Source organism: Pseudomonas protegens CHA0, assembly GCF_000397205.1.
Lineage (GTDB): Bacteria > Pseudomonadota > Gammaproteobacteria > Pseudomonadales > Pseudomonadaceae > Aquipseudomonas > Aquipseudomonas protegens.
The window spans coordinates 3,006,259-3,024,422 of sequence record NC_021237.1 but is presented as its reverse complement, the minus strand read 5'-3'; the positions used below and the strand labels follow the sequence as shown (position 1 = coordinate 3,024,422).

14 protein-coding genes are annotated in these 18,164 nt (G+C 59.5%); 4 read left to right on the top strand and 10 right to left on the bottom strand.

Annotation, left to right across the window (positions count from 1 at the left end; genetic code table 11):
- Positions 1 to 571 precede the first annotated feature (571 nt).
- Both PFLCHA0_RS13820 and PFLCHA0_RS13815 read right to left on the bottom strand, forming a co-directional pair.
- On the bottom strand, positions 572 to 7,000 hold the full coding sequence (locus tag PFLCHA0_RS13820) for an NACHT domain-containing protein (protein ID WP_015635392.1): 6,429 nt from the start codon (positions 6,998 to 7,000) through the stop codon (positions 572 to 574).
- A 267-nt stretch (positions 7,001 to 7,267) separates the two neighbouring features.
- Positions 7,268 to 7,549 carry a DUF3077 domain-containing protein gene (locus PFLCHA0_RS13815; RefSeq protein WP_015635391.1) on the bottom strand — a complete coding sequence of 94 codons (282 nt, stop codon included), beginning with the start codon at positions 7,547 to 7,549 and terminating at the stop codon, positions 7,268 to 7,270.
- 290 nt (positions 7,550 to 7,839) lie between these two features.
- Between PFLCHA0_RS13815 and PFLCHA0_RS13810 the strand changes: the two genes are divergently transcribed.
- Positions 7,840 to 8,508 (top strand): phytanoyl-CoA dioxygenase family protein, encoded by a 669-nt coding sequence (locus tag PFLCHA0_RS13810; RefSeq protein ID WP_041752206.1) that lies wholly within the window; start codon positions 7,840 to 7,842, stop codon positions 8,506 to 8,508.
- Positions 8,509 to 8,554: 46 nt separating this feature from the next.
- Here PFLCHA0_RS13810 and PFLCHA0_RS13805 read toward each other — a convergent pair whose 3' ends face one another.
- The 3 genes from PFLCHA0_RS13805 to PFLCHA0_RS13795 all read right to left on the bottom strand — a co-directional run bounded on the left by PFLCHA0_RS13805 (position 8,555) and on the right by PFLCHA0_RS13795 (position 10,262).
- Positions 8,555 to 8,743 carry a DUF6360 family protein gene (locus tag PFLCHA0_RS13805; RefSeq protein ID WP_015635389.1) on the bottom strand — a complete coding sequence of 63 codons (189 nt, stop codon included), beginning with the start codon at positions 8,741 to 8,743 and terminating at the stop codon, positions 8,555 to 8,557.
- A gap of 2 nt (positions 8,744 to 8,745) precedes the next feature.
- Complete coding sequence (locus tag PFLCHA0_RS13800; protein ID WP_015635388.1) at positions 8,746 to 9,009, bottom strand: hypothetical protein; 264 nt, start codon at positions 9,007 to 9,009, stop codon at positions 8,746 to 8,748.
- A gap of 338 nt (positions 9,010 to 9,347) precedes the next feature.
- Entirely contained in the window at positions 9,348 to 10,262 is a 915-nt protein-coding gene (locus PFLCHA0_RS13795; RefSeq protein ID WP_015635387.1) for an SGNH/GDSL hydrolase family protein, read from the bottom strand.
- 234 nt (positions 10,263 to 10,496) lie between these two features.
- Between PFLCHA0_RS13795 and PFLCHA0_RS13790 the strand changes: the two genes are divergently transcribed.
- Positions 10,497 to 10,925: a hypothetical protein gene (locus tag PFLCHA0_RS13790; protein WP_011060992.1), complete on the top strand. Its 429-nt coding sequence runs from the start codon at positions 10,497 to 10,499 to the stop codon at positions 10,923 to 10,925.
- 191 nt (positions 10,926 to 11,116) lie between these two features.
- Here PFLCHA0_RS13790 and PFLCHA0_RS13785 read toward each other — a convergent pair whose 3' ends face one another.
- The 4 genes from PFLCHA0_RS13785 to PFLCHA0_RS13770 all read right to left on the bottom strand — a co-directional run bounded on the left by PFLCHA0_RS13785 (position 11,117) and on the right by PFLCHA0_RS13770 (position 15,456).
- Positions 11,117 to 11,575 carry a hypothetical protein gene (locus tag PFLCHA0_RS13785; RefSeq protein WP_015635386.1) on the bottom strand — a complete coding sequence of 153 codons (459 nt, stop codon included), beginning with the start codon at positions 11,573 to 11,575 and terminating at the stop codon, positions 11,117 to 11,119.
- A gap of 210 nt (positions 11,576 to 11,785) precedes the next feature.
- Positions 11,786 to 13,966 (bottom strand): catalase/peroxidase HPI, encoded by a 2,181-nt coding sequence (gene katG, locus PFLCHA0_RS13780; RefSeq protein WP_015635385.1) that lies wholly within the window; start codon positions 13,964 to 13,966, stop codon positions 11,786 to 11,788.
- A gap of 214 nt (positions 13,967 to 14,180) precedes the next feature.
- Positions 14,181 to 14,780: an HD domain-containing protein gene (locus PFLCHA0_RS13775; RefSeq protein WP_041752203.1), complete on the bottom strand. Its 600-nt coding sequence runs from the start codon at positions 14,778 to 14,780 to the stop codon at positions 14,181 to 14,183.
- A 118-nt stretch (positions 14,781 to 14,898) separates the two neighbouring features.
- The gene (locus PFLCHA0_RS13770) at positions 14,899 to 15,456 is read right to left on the bottom strand and encodes a helix-turn-helix domain-containing protein (RefSeq protein ID WP_041752748.1); all 558 of its coding nucleotides are present in this window, start codon (positions 15,454 to 15,456) and stop codon (positions 14,899 to 14,901) included.
- A gap of 189 nt (positions 15,457 to 15,645) precedes the next feature.
- Here PFLCHA0_RS13770 and PFLCHA0_RS13765 point away from each other — a divergent pair, with 189 nt between their 5' ends.
- Positions 15,646 to 15,987: a low molecular weight protein tyrosine phosphatase family protein gene (locus tag PFLCHA0_RS13765; protein WP_041752202.1), complete on the top strand. Its 342-nt coding sequence runs from the start codon at positions 15,646 to 15,648 to the stop codon at positions 15,985 to 15,987.
- 1 nt (position 15,988) lies between these two features.
- Positions 15,989 to 16,435 carry a WapI family immunity protein gene (locus PFLCHA0_RS13760; protein ID WP_230493594.1) on the top strand — a complete coding sequence of 149 codons (447 nt, stop codon included), beginning with the start codon at positions 15,989 to 15,991 and terminating at the stop codon, positions 16,433 to 16,435.
- A 178-nt stretch (positions 16,436 to 16,613) separates the two neighbouring features.
- On the opposite strand, the gene PFLCHA0_RS13755 is transcribed toward PFLCHA0_RS13760, so the two are convergent.
- On the bottom strand, positions 16,614 to 17,801 hold the full coding sequence (locus PFLCHA0_RS13755; RefSeq protein WP_041752200.1) for a PrpF domain-containing protein: 1,188 nt from the start codon (positions 17,799 to 17,801) through the stop codon (positions 16,614 to 16,616).
- Between the last annotated feature and the right edge of the window lie 363 nt (positions 17,802 to 18,164).

The following is an 18,164-nucleotide window of genomic DNA, read 5'->3' as shown; positions in this document are numbered from 1 at the left end:
TGGCTGTCACGGACTGGGAAGTAGAACTGCTGCCGCAACCACTCGCTGAACTGGACCTCGGTCAGCGGAGCGTGGTGCTCGCCCATTTCATTCCAGGCGCGGTTAATCATGTGTTCCCAGTTTCGGGCGACTTCCATGAGTGGCGCTGATGCTCCCCAGAAGTGTCCGGCCTCCAATGTTGCCCTGACTCGACCGTTTAGTTCGGCGAGGGTGGCGGTGCCTTCCAGGTAACGCCGCCCGGCTTCTAGCAATTTTCTGAACTCGATGATTTCAACGTTCATGTCTGGTCCCTTAAACAGAGCGTTTGGATAAGCAGCCTTTAGATTGATATGGAGGATATCTGCTCTTCTGTTGTCACTTCACCCGGGGGTGGCATATTCGTATGCAATACCAACGTCTGCTTCCGGCCAAAAGCGGACGCTCAAAGGTGTCTCTAATTTAGGGGCAATTCGATATCTTGGCCGAAAAATCTGGCTCAAGCCACGCCGGGCCAGTCAGGATCTCGCGGGTTTCGTCTGTCGGAGCTGCTAGAACCAGGGTAATTGCATTGGTGTAACGTGCCTTGACTCCATCAATAGCCACTTTTCGAAGCCTTCCTTGCCGGCCAAAGCCTTAACGAGCCGTCATCGGAGCGCAGTCCTACTCGGATTGATTTGAGGTCGTTTGAAGGCTTGTAGTCGCGCGATGACTTGGATTTCCAAAGCCTTACGGTGAATACAAGTTGTCGATTGAGAGTGGGCAATGTCGTTGCAAGCCATGCGGGCGAAGCCCATAAGATCTCGCCGTCCTCATGATGGTGCGAACGGCCGTCATCGGGATCTGGTTTCCAACTGCCCCATACCTGGCTTCTCAAAGCCAATCGTCCAGTTCTCGTGCGCCACTCATTACTGTGTAACTGATTCACCAGCCCCAAGCTATTTGTGAGGTTGACGCCAAGCCGCGGTCTTCTCCCCGCCCCCTGAGCAGCGATTTCTTCTCCTACATCGATACCAAGACTGTGGATTTCAGGTGCCCACACAAATGGAGCGAAAGGGGTCTCCTGGCGAATCCGGCGGTCGTAATACCCTTCATCCCAGAACTCAGGTAGCCAAAGATCATGGCTAGGCTGTTTGGCTAATGCCATGCACCGACCTATCGCTCCTCGTCTTTCAGTCAGCGCCGAAGTAATGCTTACCGACACTCCATCAGGCGAGGACCAGCGGCCATATAGTGGGAAAAACGCGTCGCTATCATCGGTCACATAGCCTAATTTTCGCAGCAATATTCCCTGCTCCTGCAGCACCTCCTGCCGACCCACACTTTCACCTAACAGGTTTTCTTTCGCCTGCTGAGGTACAGAGTCCTTACGGTCTGACAGCCATATACCATCCTCGAATGTGACATCGTAACGATCACGCCATTTCTTCCACGGTGATTCACCATCAGCGTCATAGCTCCGAATAACTACTGGTAGAGCCTTTGATAGGCTTGTAGCGGCACTAAGCAATGCGTGCCTTTGAACATGCTCCCGATAAAGCTCATATCGACTCCCATGATCCCAATGGTGCCGCTCCCGGCCTGGGAAGTAATCCATCGAGTCAGCCTCCGGCCATCGGAGCGTAATCTCCGAAGCGAGAGCATCTTGAACTACTCCCTTTGACACATTAAAAAGTTGAGCAAGACCGCTGATCTCGTGCTTAGTAAATTCGTAGTCGAATTCAAATCCTGATGTAGGATTTACGGCAGCTGGGTAACCGTCACTAGTAAGAAAACCGAGGGGGGGATTGTCGATCTGCTCGCGCAACGCAGCTAAATCTGCGTCATCGGCATTGTCCCCATTGATATTCCGAAGACACCTGGCGACGTGAACCTTATGTATGACATGCAAGTCGTTTCGCTGAGCAAGAGCCACCAGCTTGGGCCTAAGTGGTTCGAGTATTTTTCCATGTCGTGCGGCAACCCGCGCAAGTCCCATAAGCAACCACTGCTGAGAGTTTTGAAAGGATAGCTTCAACTCTGCGGAGGCAAGGAATCCCACTTCTCTTTGATCAAAGCGATCGAGCAACAAACTGAGCTCATTGTTGAGCCCTAGTTCGATAAGTGTATTTAGCCCTCTCGCGGCGGCCCAGCGGACGTAAGCATCTTCGTTCCCAAGGCGATGCCAAATGAGGTCAGACACGAACTCTGCTTCGCTGCCACTGATTTCTTGCTCAGGCCGTAGCGGGCCCTCTCCTATCTCGTCAGCGATGCGGGCAGCCGGCCCGGACAACAGCAACTCAAGCGAATCGAGGCTAGCTTGACCTGATGCCACGTCACACAGCGCAGTCGATAGTTGAATCCATTCGTCACCACCGAGCTCCACCTCATCCGCAGCGACCTTGCGAAGAATGAGCCTCAATACAAACCGCTTGTCACCACAGAAGTCCGACAGCTGGCGAATGTCACGTGAGATTTTAGAGAACTGATCCTCGAACAGCTCGACACTCTTGCTCTCAAACAACCGCTCAACTAGCGCCGCCGTATTAGAAGTAAGATGGGCGGATGAGCCACTCCATGCCGTGAAACGCTCTGCGAGGATATCCAGCGACTGAGTAAAACCTAGCTCGGCCGCATCGCAAACTGCGAACAAAAAAGCCAAGCGCCTTGGGTATGGGCAGGCATCGCTCACTCTACTGATAAAACTTTGCCGATCCGAGTACGAAAGATTGTGGTCCTTCTTGATGATCTTCAATATTTTGTCGATCGAACTTGCCGAGGTTGGATCGCAAGCCGCTACCAGCGCTGCAATGAGATCATCAATCTCTGCCTCGCTTGGCTTCGGGGTTTGAACACCTCGGAAGGCTGGCGACGAGCTATTGCGACTGTTAAATTCATCCTGGCTGCGCTTAGACTCTACCCATAGCCGCTGGATATCCTCACGCTCTTCTGAAGTAATTACGTTCGGAAATTGATTGCCTGTTTCGAGGAAGCCTTCCCAAAGTGAGGGCCAACCACCGAAAGGGTATTCTGCCTTCAGTTTGGCGACGATAGCCTGATAAACCTTTCGTTGAGCCGAAGGGGCAGTTAGTTTCAGTAGATCAGCAACCCCATCTCCGGAACGCCAATCCCACCAACCATGATCCTCACAAAGCGTTAGGATGAGAGCCGCGCGACGTGGATCAAGACTCTTATTTTTAGCAAGAAAGCATGCAAGCTGTGGCATTCCATATGAAAGATCCGCCACATCCTGGTCGTGCCAACGCACGAGCTTTGCCATCGCCGGAAATCCTATGGATTGGGCTGCGGCACGCGCAAATGCTGTCCACCCGAACTTTCTAGGCTCGCTACTCGCGATAGTCTGACAGAGATTCATCAGTCGCTGAGCCAACACAGGCTTGAGAAAGCCGCCTTTCTGGGCACTTGCAAGCTCAAGAAGTGAGTAGATTAGTTCATAGCTCTCTCCGCCCAACTGATCCAACTGAGCAAGACCTTGCCGATAGTATTCTCGAGCCTCATCAATACTCATCGGCACAAGAGAAGCAGCAAGTGTTACGTAGGTATCCCCACGCTGTCCGATATTGTCATCTTGACGGATAACCTCTGCGACATGCTGTGCAAATTCACCTGCAAGAGCGTGGAGGTTAGATCGATGTGCGAGCTGGCCTAACAAGTCGATTTTTTGCTGGACAAAGAACCGCCCAGTGGAAACCAAGTCAATCATGGTCGCAGCCTGCTCGGAAGATATCGCAGGTGCTTGCTCTAGCAAGATATGCATGCAACCGAAACCGACTGAGCGAGCGAGCAAATCCACTGCGCTTTCAGCTCGCCAGTGAATATCATTCCGCAAGTGCTTGCGCCACGCCTGCAAAAACTCGCTGACACTGGTTTCCGTGAGAGACGTCCGAGAGAGAACGGCATCCTCAATTGGCCGAGTAAGCTCTCGCGCCAGCTCGACTCCTCTACTTATGTCCTCGCATTCTCGGTCGCTGAACCTCGCTCTCAGTTTGTTCTTATCGCCCTTCTCACGCGCGTGCTCTGGAATGGGCTCGCGAAGAGCTTTCAAGAACACCTGCAACTCTTTCTTGGTCGAGACAGCTTTCGCCTGCCTGTTGACCTTCACTTCCCTAGGAAGCAAATCATGATAGGCAACCCTTCTTCCAGCCGACCACGCACCAATACAGGCGCTAAGAATGGAGCCCCAAATACTCGAGTGTCCGAAACGCTCGTTGTATTCGAATGCTGCGGGACGAGTTACTGGTGTGTGGCGGATGATAGCCGCAGCAGCGGCTCGCGAACTGTGGAAGAGTGTCGTTAAAGCTGCATCCACAACGTAACTTCTGCTTCGCTCGAGCCCCGCTGGAAAGCGCTCGATCTCTTCGCTTATGGAAGAAGCGGAAGTGACAATCGCATTTGCGAGTAACTTCACCTGCTGTTTTCGAAGGTAACGGGGCTGCGATAATAGCTGCATCTTAAGCGCCTGCGACGTGCACTCGTTGCTTACGGCAAACGAGACAAAATCAGAAAGTATCGACGTGCCGCTTGCCTGATCGAGCAGCTCTAGCAGCTGGAAAAGCTCGTCGCTTGCCGACATTGAGAAGCGATCACTCCAGCTAGCAAGGTTGTGATCGGCCCTGCTGAACTCACCCTGAGCAACATGGTGAAAAAGCACCGCCAAGTAGTCACCAACTTCTGGGCCGGCCAAGTCTCGATGTGTTTCGTCACACAGCTGAGCGGAATGCCAATTAATCCACCGGATTGTGCTCTCACATTGGATTTGTGCCTCTTGCGAGTCCCCCGCAAAACGATGCGCAACCGTCAACCGAGCGCTTCGAGCACCACGCCATCCAGAGCGATCAGCAAAGAGGCGACGATAGGAGTCAGAGTCTCCTAGCACAATTGCCAGAGCTGGCGAACGACGAATGAACTCGTCGCCTCGCATGTTGGCCGTAGCAACCTGCCCTAACCTCATACTGAGGCCAAGCACTCGGTCAAAGTCATCTTCTGCCACAGCCAGTCTGAACGCCGCACGAAGCCTGGCGAGTGTAAGCCTGCGCCGGCCAAACTCCGACTGCACCGAACTCGGGAAGCTGACTGAGTCGGCGAGTGCGAAGGCTCGATCGCTATCTTTGATCACGACAAGAAAGTGCGGTAACGCTTCAGCGGCATAGGTTGAAATCGCTTGTGACGCTAGAAGGCGGTCTGCAATAGCTCTTTGTGCATCAGGCCGCTCAGAAAATGTCTCCCGAATATAAGACTCCGTGGGCTCGTCTCTGAAGATCGCACCGTGCGATGTGACCTCAAGCATTGGAGCCAAATCGGATGCGGCGGTGTTCACCTGGACCACTGGCCACCCCAGTGCGCGCGCCAGTTCCTCAAGTGGGATGGGCGGAGGTAGAAGTGACAGGGCGACGAAAAATTCAGTTATTTCTGAATCCGGCCATCCAGCAATATGCAGATCCGAGATGATCTTGCTGCAACGCTGAGCAATGATCTCTGGGACCGTGATATTGGCTATCGAAGCTTCACCCAGAACATTCGTGTCCCAGGTTTGAACGAGGTAATCAAGGACTCGTGCGTTCCGACCAGATCGAGCCAAGGCAGTGGCTATTGCCACCTCGGAAGCATCTGGCTTCCGGCTTTTCAAAAACTCACGGGCCTCTGGATCTGTAAATGGTCCTAGCTCGATCTCGCTAACCCTGGCGCAGTCAATGACCTTATCCTTACGGTAGGGGCGCGCCGTAAGAAGCAGCTTCACACCATCAATCGGTTCCTCGTGTAAAGCGGCGAGAAGACGCTTCGGAAACGACTCCTCATGGCGGTCATCCGCTTCGAGTTGAGCGTTATCTGCAGCATCAATGATGATAAGCAAACCCAGTTTGCTCGACTGAGTCCGAATCGCCGTCGCTGCCTGTGAAAGCCGTTTGCACGCCGCCTTGATGACTTTGCGACTGTCATCCCCTCCAGGCAGCATCGGATCACATAGGGTCCGCGAGACCAATTCGTTGACGATTTGCACCAGCCCGATCTTGGGGAGATGCCGGGCATGATTGTCCGAGCGATATGAACCACCACCGAAGCAATCAAAAACGACAACCTCGAATTCGCTCGCCATGATTGCTGCGAGACTTTGGACAAATACTGTTTTACCTACCCCTCCTTCCGCGTGAACAAAGACGGGTAGATCTGACTCCTTGACCAGATTGCTGGTGATCGAAAGTTCAACTCTCTCAACGACCTCACCCACGTCGATGAAGCGGGTCTCAGCCGGAAAGAGATCCTCCGGCTCGCAGTCGAGAGCGTCCAAGACATCTTCGCGATGAATCAGATTCTTACCCTGACCACTTGGGCCAGCTTTCTTTAGAACGAGCTCCTGGAGGCCGAGAATACGCCCCCTAGCCTCCAAGTCAGCACCTGCCGACCAGTCGGTAAGTGTGCGCTTGAGGGCGTTATCTTGAGCCGCAAGACTCTTTTCTCCAGCTCGAAAAACTATCCTCGTGAAGAGACGGCTTGCATCTGAAAGACCGCGCTTTGCGCACCACTTCTTAAGGTTTCGAAATTGAGTGGCTGCGTCGGAGGATGAAGGGTTCGTTCCCTCAATGAGGGACTTTATTGCTTCCCAGAGGCTGTCCTTAAACTCAGCGCTCGTGACGAAGATGAATGACGTCTTTTTGTCGACTTCGGCAGCTGAGAAATCCTTCTCATAGCCGAGTATCGTGTCGGAAAACTTCTCGATGGTCTTTTTGAGATACGACGCAGTGACAGCTTCTTCTCGAACCTTGTACTTGAATTGAACGGTCTCGAGTCGTTCACATGCCTGAAAATTGTCCCCACGACCATAATAGAGGACAAGGTCAGCAACCTCTTCGGCTTGGGCTCCAGGTCTTGCAGTCTCAGTTGATGAAATTCCTTCGACGGCGATCGCAAAAAGATCATCATTAGGAAAGACGAGTTGCAGCGCTCGTCTAGCAGCCCATCGCTCATGGAAGGTGTGGCCAGCACGAGATGCGCGTACGGTTTCGATGTCGTCATCAATATTCAGCATTGTTGTTATGTCCTTTGCCAACAGTGCTCATTCGGGATCTCGTCGATTGTATGTAAGCCGAGCGTGACTGTAACGCTAACACGCCACTCGCCCCCTAGACCGCTAGTGAATAACCCCGGTTTATGTAGACACCTGATGACCGCTATTGGCCTTCAGCAGTCGCGTGCCAATGTCCGCTTCTGGCCGAAAGGTGCCTCTCAAATCAGACAAGCGCCGCTTACCAACCAGCAATAAGCGGCGTCTCTATCTACTCCATATGATGTTGCCTTAACTCCGAATCCCTCCTGCCCCCAACCCCAGCCCCACATCATCAACCACCGCCTTCCCCATCTCCGCCAAAAAGTACGCAGCCCACGCATACCGCTCCCCCTGCTCTTCCATGGCCGCATCCAGCGCAAGTTTCTTGGCGTAGTACAACAGCGTCGAAGCCTGCTCCAACGCCTGCTGCAAAGGCACATCCGCATTGACGCGAAACAACGTTAGTTCAGGATCGGCACATTGGCCAAAGGTGACAAAGCCTTGGGTTTTGATCGAGTTTGAATGGCTCATCGTGCACCTCCCGCCAAGGTCTGGCAGCAGAGGCTTTTGAGCGGAGGAAGGCGAAAGGAACAGCAGCAAACTTCACACAGATTACCGGCAGACATGATTGAAGCTCCCTGATCAATAATGTGCCTGTATCTGATCGGGTTCTCAGGCCCGGTCGCTGATTTTGCAGCGACCGCAGCAGACTAGGCGGTCTGCTCACGCTGGGGCAACCGCTAAACCGTAGCCGGTTATGTCGCTTGGATTAGCGAGCCGTTATGCTTTCCCCCACCCCGGATAAGGACATCTGCCCCCTCATGATCGACCGCGAACAACTCCATCAAAACGGTTACCTGTTGCTGCGTCAGGCGGTGCCCGCCGGCTGGTTGGATGAGCTGCGGGCCGCTTTCGAGGCGGGGGTGATTGGGCCGGAGCAATGGCCGGTGCCTCGGGGGCCGGATTGGCGGCATGCGCTGGTGGATCTGGATGCACGGGTGCAGGCGGTGTGTCGCTTGCCGGCGGTGTTGGCGGTGGCCGGGGAGTTGATCGGGGAAGGCTTTTTTCTGGCTCAGGTGGAGGGCCGCGAGCCGTTGGCGGGGGGCGGTCATCAGGTATTGCACCGGGATCTGTCGGATCAGCGCCTCGGTGACCGGGTCACGGCGCTGGTCTATCTCGATGACTATGGGCCGGCCAATGGCGCGACGCGCATCGTGCCCGGCAGTCATCGCCCCGGGGAGCAGTTGGCGCCCTTCGATTTCAGTGATGAATCCCGAGCGTTGCAACTGGCGGGTAAGGCGGGGGACGTGCTGCTGTTCGATGCCGATCTGGTGCATGGGGCCAGTCTGAACCCCAGTGGTGCGCGCCGTCGCAGCTTGCTGGTCAGCTATTGCGCCCTGGGGCTGTATGAGTCCCATCTGCAGACGCTGGGCCTGCGTGCTATCCGCATGGACACCAGCGAGCGCTTCGAACCGGCGGATTTTGTCTGAGTGGGCTCGGGCGCCCGGGGTGCGTCAGCCGCAGCGTGGCGTTCATTCAGTCGGCCAGGCGGCCGGCCAAGCGTTGCAGTGCCTGGGCCAGTTCCAGGGCCTGTTCTGCCGTCAGTTCCACGGGGTCGTTGTGCGGGCTGATGGCCTTGAGATGAATGGCACTGCCCTGCTCTATCCATAGGCGCACGGCGCCCTCGCTGCTCTCGAAATAATCCGTTGTGCGGTCAATCGACATGCTCATTCACCTTGTACGTGGGCCGTGGCCAGTTCCAGCAGGCGGGTGAAGTGGGCGATGGTGAAATACAGGTCATCGCGGGTGTCGCCGTCCCAGTCTTCCACTGCTTCGCGGGCGGCCTTGAGTGAGGCGATGCGGGTTTTGATCTCGGCGATTTCCTCGGCGCCGCACTGGGTGGCGATGGCCTCCCAGCGTTCCTGGGGAATGTTTTGCTGGACCGAAAGCCCGGCTTGGGCTTGGGCGATCAGTGCAGTGAGTTGGCTCATGGGGTATTCGTCCTGAAAATGCAGCCTTTGAATCGGGGCGCGGTCGCGGGCTGATGCGCGGTTTTTGCGTTAGGCGCTTTGAGGCGGGTCACTTTATCGGGTTCAAGCCCAAACAACGACCTCAAGAGTGGAGCCAGCCCCATGTCCTCCACACCACTGGAGAACTCGTTGCCGGCGTCTCCCCCCAAGGTGCCGACAAGGTCACATGTCGCTAAGCGTCCTGTGAACGCAGCGTGCTGTTCTCAACGACAAGGGCAAGGATGTCCGAGCAACGACCATGACAATGCTTGGCGCTCATAGCCGGGCAGTGCTGAACGGCTATGGGCGGATAGAGAACCTCAACGGCTCGCTTTCAGCGTTTCAAGCATCGCCTCGGCGGCCAGGCTGTGGACTTTGCGGGTCGGGTGCCATTCATCCCAGTAGTAATGGCTATCCGGATCCGCACACACGGGTTTGACGTCCGGGTAGGTGGCTTGGCACGGGGTATCCAGATCCTTCAGGCCCGCCACCTCGGGTGCCGCGCGAAGCGTGTTGCTGAAGGCCAGGTGGTCGAAGTAGCCAATGCTCACGTGATGGGCGTTAGCCAGTGTTGTCAGCACGGCGGGCAGTTTTTGTTCGAGTATCTGCTGGTATTGCGTTGCGTTCTTGACTTGATTGCCCTGCACCACAGCCGGCACATGGCTCAAATCCGTGGTCCCCACCACCATCAGGTGCTTCGCCCCTGCGGCGATCAGCGTCTCGGTGCTCTTCTGTATGTTCGCCACGCTGTTCTGGCCAAGCACGTCGATCGTTTCTGGGTGCGCGAAGTCGGCCCATTCAAAAAAGTCGTTGGCTGAGATGAAAATGAAATACAGCGCATCCGGATCCGCCTTGTGTGTTTTAGCGGCTTTCAGGTGATCGGCGATTTGCCCGAAAACCCCGGTGTCGCGAGAGGGCTGCATCCAGGCGTAGTAGTTGCCGTTGCCGCTTTTGGCGCCGCCAATGGCGTAGTCGGTCAAGGGGATTTTCAAGGCCTGCGCCAAGTGCTCGACCGCGGTGGGGCCATTGCTCCAGCGTCCCTGCCAATACAACGAACCGGGCAGCTCCTGTGCATCTTTGACCTTCTGCGCGGCCATGGTTCGGGTGAAGGTTTCACCCGCGCCATTGTCAGAGTAGCTGTCACCGAACGCATAGAGATGATCGTAGCCAGGGCCGCCAAAGGCGGTTGCGGCAGTCATGGTCAATAGAGCGGCCAAGCAAGCGCGTCGAATCATTGAAAGTCTCCCGGGTGGTGCTCTTAGACTACCGGTGGCGACGTTTTGCCTCGCCACGCTTGCGACCTGTATTTAGCCGAGGGCGCAAAGAGTGTGCTGTTCGCGACAGGTCAGTGGCGGGTGAGTCCAGCGTGTGCGCCGCTTTTTTTATCCCGCCTGTTGCCTTGGGTGCTTGGCAGCGCCGCACGGGTCGGCTTCAATAACCGCCCCTTTTCATGTTCAGGAGCTAGAAGGATGCAGCTTTATTACCGTTGGGCGGCCGCGTGGGTCATGGCGTGGGTACTGGGAACCGGGCTGGCCCAGGCCGAGGAACGGCCACAGGTGGCGGACAAGATCCTGGCCTACACCGGGCCGCACGGGGTGAAGGTCTGGACCTTGCGCATTGGTGAGCGCAGCGCCAACCAGGCGTTGGTGCAGGTGGAAGACGCCGACCACGACTGGAACATGCGCATTCAGAAAATGAACGTGGAGCAAACCGATCGCGACACCCGTTACTTCACTCAGGTGGACGGGCAGAAGTTCGTGGTGCTGCTGCTTCAGGAAGGCTATGGCGAGCTGCATCTGCCGGGTGAGGCCAAGCCGCTGAAGGTGGGCTATGACAGCAACCTGTCCAGCTATGGCGATGCCCAGGCGTTTCTTAATGAGTACCTCAAGGCGAAGTAAGCGCTTGGCGGGCGCTATATGGCCCGCCTTGATTGCCGCCAGTCGTGCTCGAAACGCCTCGATCGCGCCGGCAAAAACGCCTCCCTAGGGAGGCGTTATCGTTTTACCCGGTCTGAAGTGGCCTTGAAGCAGATCAAGCGACTCGGGGCCATCACCTGCCGCTGCCTATCAGTCAGCGACCCTGCGCTGCATCAGGTGCGTTTGAAAAACAACATTGCGTCAACGAACCGCTGAGCCTTCTGCTGCGTGTCGACCTGCGAGCTGTTCAGCACGCCACCTGCCTGGTTCCTGGTCTGCACGACCCAACGACCACGCTTTGAGTAGAGCGTGACGCTACCAATCGAGTTGAAGTAGATACGGGTTTGCACCGCTTTGGAGGAAGTCTTGGAGCTGCCGGCTGCTATGGCTCCTACACCGATAGGCGTTGCACTTGCAAAGCCACTGGTAGCAGAAATAGTCCCACTTCCGTAGCCAATGTATTCATCCGTGAAGAACACTTGTTCGGGCCTGGTTTTCAGCGGTTGTTCCATCAGTACCTGTTCAATGATCGATTCCGCCTGACTCTGTGTGATAGGCAATGCCTTGTATTCAACAACCTTTGCTACGCAACCTGTAAGTAACAGTAGCGCTGCGATGACAATAGCTTTCATCCCTGACTCCCTGAATTGATGCAGGGCATTTTGCCATAGTGGACCCAGCACCGCGCGAGTTCGCAGAGCCTTTTGCCTGACACTGATTCTGCTGCTGGGGGGAACAAGAGGGGTCGAGGAATTCGCCAGCACTTGCCACAGACAGCCGTAGCCCTCGACCTGAATACTCAAGTCGAGGGCCACCAGTTGCTGGACGTTAATCCCTTGCCCTCAGTGCAAATCGAACCGGTCCAGGTTCATGACCTTGTCCCAGGCCGCAACAAAGTCCTTCACGAACTGCTCACCCGCATCCGCCGCTGCATACACCTCGGCCAGGGCCCGCAGTTGCGAGTTGGAGCCCAGCAGCAGGTCGACCCGAGTACCGCTCCATTTGTACTGGCCCGTGGCGCGGTCGCTGCCTTCGTACAGGTCGCGGGCCTCGGACTGGGGTTTCCATTGGGTGCCCATGTCCAGCAGGTTGACGAAGAAGTCGTTGCTCAGGGTCTGCGGTCTAGTGGTGAACACGCCGTGGGGCGATTGCCCGACGTTGGCCCCCAGCACTCGCAGGCCGCCCAGCAGCACGGTCAGTTGCGGGGCGGTGAGGGTCAGCAGTTGCGCTCTGTCCACCAGCAGGGCTTCGGCGGTGACGCCGCTGACCGGCTTGAGGTAGTTGCGAAAGCCATCGGCCACGGGTTCGAGCACGGCGAAGGATTCGACGTCGGTCTGTTCCTGGCTGGCGTCCATGCGCCCCGGGGCGAACGGTACGCTGATGCTGTAGCCGGCATTGTTTGCCGCCAACTCCACCGCCGCGCAGCCGCCGAGGACGATCAGGTCGGCCAGGGATACGCGCTTGCCTGTGCTTTGCGCGCTGTTGAAGGCGCTCTGGATGGCCTCCAGGCCTTGCAGCACCTGGGCCAGTTGCTGCGGCTGGTTGACCTCCCAGTCTTTTTGCGGGACCAGGCGAATCCGTGCGCCGTTGGCGCCGCCGCGCTTGTCCGAGCCGCGAAAGGTCGAGGCCGAGGCCCAGGCGGTGGACACCAGTTGCGCAACCGACAGGCCGGAATTGAGGATCTGGCCCTTGAGCTGCTGGATGTCCTGGGCGTCGATCAGCGGGTGATTCACGGCGGGAATCGGGTCTTGCCAGATCAGCTCTTCGGCCGGCACTTCCGGGCCCAGGTAGCGGGCGCGCGGACCCATGTCGCGGTGGGTGAGTTTGAACCAGGCCCGGGAGAAGGCGTCGGCCAGTTGCTCGGGGTGCTCACGGAAGCGCCGGGAAATCGCCTCGTAGGCCGGGTCGAAACGCAGCGACAGGTCGGTGGTGAGCATCGACGGCGTGCGGCGTTTATTCGGGTCGTGGGGGTCGGGCACGCTGTCGGCCCCGGCGCCGGCTTTGGGCCGCCATTGGTGGGCGCCGGCGGGGCTGGTGGTCAGCTCCCATTCGAAGCCGAACAGGTGGTCGAAGAAGTCGTTGCTCCAGCGGGTCGGGGTGGTGGTCCAGATCACTTCCAGGCCGCTGGTGATGGCGTCGCCACCGACGCCCGTGCCGAAGCTGCTTTTCCAGCCCAGGCCCTGCTCTTCCAGGCCGGCGGCTTCCGGTTCCGGGCCGACGTGGCTCGCCGGGCCGGCGCCGTGGGTCTTGCCGAAGGTGTGGCCGCCGGCGATCAGGGCCACGGTTTCTTCGTCGTCCATGGCCATGCGGGCGAAGGTTTCGCGGATGTCCCGGGCCGCCGCCAGCGGGTCGGGGTTGCCGTTGGGGCCTTCCGGGTTGACGTAAATCAGGCCCATTTGCACCGCCCCCAGGGGGTTCTCCAGCTCGCGGTCGCCGCTGTAGCGCTGGTCGTCGAGCCAGGTGGTTTCGCTGCCCCAGTAGACGTTGTCTTCCGGCTCCCAGACGTCCTGGCGGCCACCGGCAAAGCCGAAGGTTTTAAAACCCATGGATTCCAGGGCGACGTTGCCGGTGAGGATGATCAGGTCGGCCCAGGAGATCTTGCGCCCGTACTTCTGCTTGATCGGCCAGATCAGCCGCCGCGCCTTGTCCAGGCTGACGTTGTCCGGCCAGCTGTTGAGCGGGGCGAAGCGCTGCTGCCCGCCCCCGGCGCCGCCACGGCCATCGGCGATGCGGTAGGTGCCGGCGCTGTGCCAGGCCATGCGGATGAACAGCGGGCCGTAGTGGCCAAAATCCGCCGGCCACCAGGGTTGGGAATCGGTCATCAACGCCAGCAGGTCGCGCTTCACCGCGGCCAGGTCCAGGCTGTTGAATTCGGCGGCGTAGTCGAAGCCCTCGGCCATCGGGTCGGACAGGTGCGAGTGCTGGTGGAGGATCTTCAGGTTCAGTTGGCCGGGCCACCAGTCACGGTTGCTGGTGCCTTCGCCGGCGGTGTGTTTGAACGGACACTTGGATTCGTTGGACATGGGACTCTCCTTCGGTCATCCCTACCCGGCTGCTCGATATGGGCCCGAGGCTGGACGTGCGTATGAAAAGCGTAGTGAACGGCAAGCGAAGGTAAAAATAGACCCGCTTGATGACCCTGGCAGAAAAAAACCATGACGCCTGCAAGGTTTCTGCGCGGGACGCCCAGCCCCCTGGGAACCTGCCCTGGATGTGGCGAGCTGCGCCCGGGCTTGTTTAGCGCAGCCGATGCTGAACCGCGGCCTGAGCCTGGGCGTCCAGGCAACGCTGGGTGTCGATGTCGATCTGCTGGCGCAGGGCTTGGAACAGCGGGCTGGCGTCGGTGTAGCGGCGGCCGTAGCCGAGGTTGAAGCGGTAGTCGAAACCCGCCGGGTTCTGGCCCTGGGTGTGTTGCAGCAGGGTTTCCAGCTTGTCCAGGGCCTTGACCGCGCGCGCCTCGTTGCTGGCGGCGCCTTCGTATTCGTCCCACAGCTCCAGCAGGTGCTCGCGGGCCGGGGCGTCCAGGGCTCGGGCCAGCAGTTGCAGGTCGTCGCGCTCCTGCTGGCTCTTGTCCGGGTGGGCAGCCTGGGCCACCGCCGGGATGTCGCCGTGAATGGCCTCCCCCAGGTCGTGGACGATGCACAGTTTCAGCACCCGCAGCAGGTCCAGGTCCCCCAGTTGGTCTTCGAACAGCAGCGCCATCAGGCATAGGCGCCAGCTGTGCTCGGCCGTGCTTTCCTGGCGGCCGCTGGAGGTGTGGGCGCTGCGCAGCACGTCCTTGAGTTTTTCCGCTTCACGGAGAAAGTCGAGGCGGCCACTGAGAAGTTCACTGTTCATGGAAAGACCTGCGCGGGTGGGCAAAACACAGCCGGCACTGAAAGGCGGCGAGCGATGGCTAACCAGACTAGCCAAGGGGTGCTGCCGGGGCCACGGATAAAATATCCGGGGCCCCATTTCAGAGGGTTTCCACCAGCCGCACGGCGTTGCCGTCAGAGAGGTTGAGGCGGGTCCAGCGGCACTGGCTGGGGGCGATGGGCACGATGGCCGAATCGTTGTGGCCGCTGAAGAATTCCAGGGACGGCGGCTCCAGTACTTCGCGCCAGCCCAGGTCATCCAGGGCGGCTTCCTTGCGGGTGATTTCCTCGGTGCAAAAGCCCCACAGGGACTGGCCCAGCAGCTCACTCAAGGGCACGCCGAACTGCCCGGCGCGGGTGGCGGAACAGGCCAGCAGGCGGTGGGTCAGGTCGCACACCAGGTGCACGGCGCGCGGGCTGTCGTTCACCAGCCGCGCCAGGGCCTGGTCGGCGGCGGCGCTGAGGTTGGCCGCCAGCAGTTGTTCCAGGCGCGCACGCTCGGCCGGTTCCATGATCTGCCGGCCGTTTTCCCAACGGGAAATGCTCGACTGCGCCACGCCGAACAGTTCGGCGGCGTGCTGCTGCTTGACCCGGTGCAACAGGCGCCAGCGCCTGAGGGCCAGGCCCAGATGGGGGGAGGTGAACAGAGCTACGGACATGGCCTGGGCGATGCGAGTAAAGGGGCCGGCAGTTTCGCAGCCTCGGCGCTTGGCGGGCAACTTGCGCCGACCAATGCAATTGGTCCGGCCCGCCACAAGTTGCTGGACAGTGCAGTAAAAGCCCCGAAAAATCAGCGTCTTTGCCCTGCCCTCTACGGGCCGGGCGTCTGTGCCAAGGAGTTCGGCCCAATGCTCAATGTCCTGTTTGTCTGCAGCCAGAACAAGCTGCGCAGCCCCACCGCCGAGCAGCTGTTCGCCGACTGGCCGGGGATCGAAACCGCTTCGGCGGGCCTCAACCACGACGCCCAGGTGCCCCTGGGCCCGGAGCTGGTGCAATGGGCCGGGCTGATTGTGGTGATGGAAACCCGGCACCGGGAAAAACTGCGCAAGCGCTTCAAGGCGCAGTTGAACAACCAGCAGATTGTGTGCCTGAACATTCCCGATGATTACGAGTTCATGGACCCGGAACTGATCCAGTTGCTGCGGCAGAAGGTGCCGCAGTTTCTTCCCGATGGCGGCGAGGCTCGCTGATATGCCCCTGATATTCAGGGCCCCACCTGAGCTGCGGGTGGAGCTGGACATCCTTGGCTACCAGTTCCCTGGCAGCCACGATCACCTGGACGCCAACTGGCTGATGGTGCAGGGCCGCATCGAGCATCCCCAGGGCGACTGGCGTTTCAAGGATGCCTGCCTGAGGACTCACGAGCTCGATCAGTTGGCCCAGTGGCTACAGGCCCTGGATCAGCCCGAAGGCCCTCCCCGGCCTTGCTGGTTCACCGAGCCTTGCCTGGCGTTTCACTACCTGGGCGGCCCCGAGCCGCAGATCCAGATCCACTTTTGCCTTGAAGCCGCACCGCCCTGGCTGAACCCGGAGCAACGGCTGGACGGCTGCCAAGTGACGCTGCCCCTGGCCTGCAATTCCGTGTCTCGGTTGCTGGCAGGGGTGGATGCCCTGCGCCGGGATTTCCCCCAGCGCTGAACCACAGCCGCCCGTCTGTAGCCGCTGCCGCAGGCTGCGATAGGCACCGAAGGGGCCTAGGCGCCAGGGGGATCGCCAGCGAGCCTGCGGCTCGTGCGCAGCCTTCGGCAGCGGCTACAAGAAGCGGGGCACGCGCAGGGTTGGACTCTGTGTGGCCGCGAAGGAGCCTCGGTGGTGGTTAGACGGAGCCGAGGGCGGCGATCAACGCTGGGGAGGCGTTGTACAGCGGTGTACTGCCCTGCAGCAGGATCTGCGCGCTGCGCCGGTAGGCAGCGCCATCGATCAGCAGCTCCCCGCCGGCCAGCCGGGCATTGATCAGGGTCTCCAGCACCCCGGCGGGGTTTTCAATTGCCAGCGGGTACTCGCCCGGCTCCTCGCCTAGCACCGGCGCCCGCGCCAACAAGGCATGGGCCACGGTGCCTTCGGCCAGGCACGCCGCCGCCAGGCAGCAGCCACCGGACACCGCCAGGGACGGGTGGGCGTTCTGCGGGGTGAAGTAGCGGGTGGCGATATCCCCACCCTCTCGCGCTGGGCTGACGATGCAGATCTTCGGGATGGTTTCGCTGCGCCGCAGCTCGTCGGCGCTCATCAGGCTGCCGTCGCGCTTGCGCAAGCCCATGCGCAACCCGCCCAGCACCATCAGTTCCAGCAGGCGTGCCTTGAATTGCGGATCGGCGTCCAGCTGGGCCGGGGTTTCCTCGCCGTTCTTGCCCAGGTCCGCCGCGCGCAGGATGACCATGGGCACCGCCACGTCGATGCAGGTGGCGGCGATGCCGTCCAGCAGGTCCACCCGTTTGCCGGTGGGGAACAGCGCGCCGGTCTTGGCCCCCACCGGCTTGTCGAGAAACAGGTCGACCCCGGGAAACACCCCGTTGACCCCGGGAATCCGCGTGTCGCTCAGCAGCCGGCCATTGGCGAAGCCCAGGCGCGCATACATCGTGGTCTGGGTGTTGCTGTTGTAGATCTCGATCTGCCCACCGCCCTCCCCGGGCTCCAGCCAGCCGCGCTGCAGGGCATACAGCGGCAACGCCGCGGACATGTTGCCGCAGTTGACGCTCCAGTCGATGGCGCTCTTGCCCGCCGCCAGTTGCGCCAGGGTGCTGATCATCCGCGTCTCGCCGGGGCGGCGCTCGACGATGAACACCTTGTTGCTGGTGGGCCCGCCGCGCCCCAGGCCGGTGATCTGGCTGTTGCCCGGCCACTCGCCCTGCAGCGGCACGCCCATCAGGTGGCGCAGCAACTCTTCCACCAGCGCTTCGTCCCGGGGCAGCGCTTCGCGGGCCAGGATCAGCCCGGTGGAGGTGCCGCCACGGGCGTGGCACACGGGGAATTCAGGGATGGCAGCAGGCTTGGGCAGATCAGGCATGGCGGGCGCCTCCAGGGTGGGCGAATGGAACAGCCCCTTGTCGCACGGGCAACGGGCGGCAGCGCAGCATGATAAACCGTCGCGGCCGATCCCGGGGCCTGTCGCTTGGCGATCCGGGGTCGCCCGATTGCGCATCGTGCCCGGGGCCGATCAGCACCTGGGTCTTGGCACGGGTGCTACAGGCTTGTAGCCCGAAGCGGCCAGGACGCCCTCACGGCGCTTTTTTGACCGGCCCATTTGACTAACAGTCTTGAGCTTCTAGATTCCACTGGCGACCTCATGGAAGTGCATTTCGCCCGGTGCCCGACAGCTGTTGCGCCGCGCCCGGATGCTCGGTGGCCGCACGCTGCACAGCCGATGACA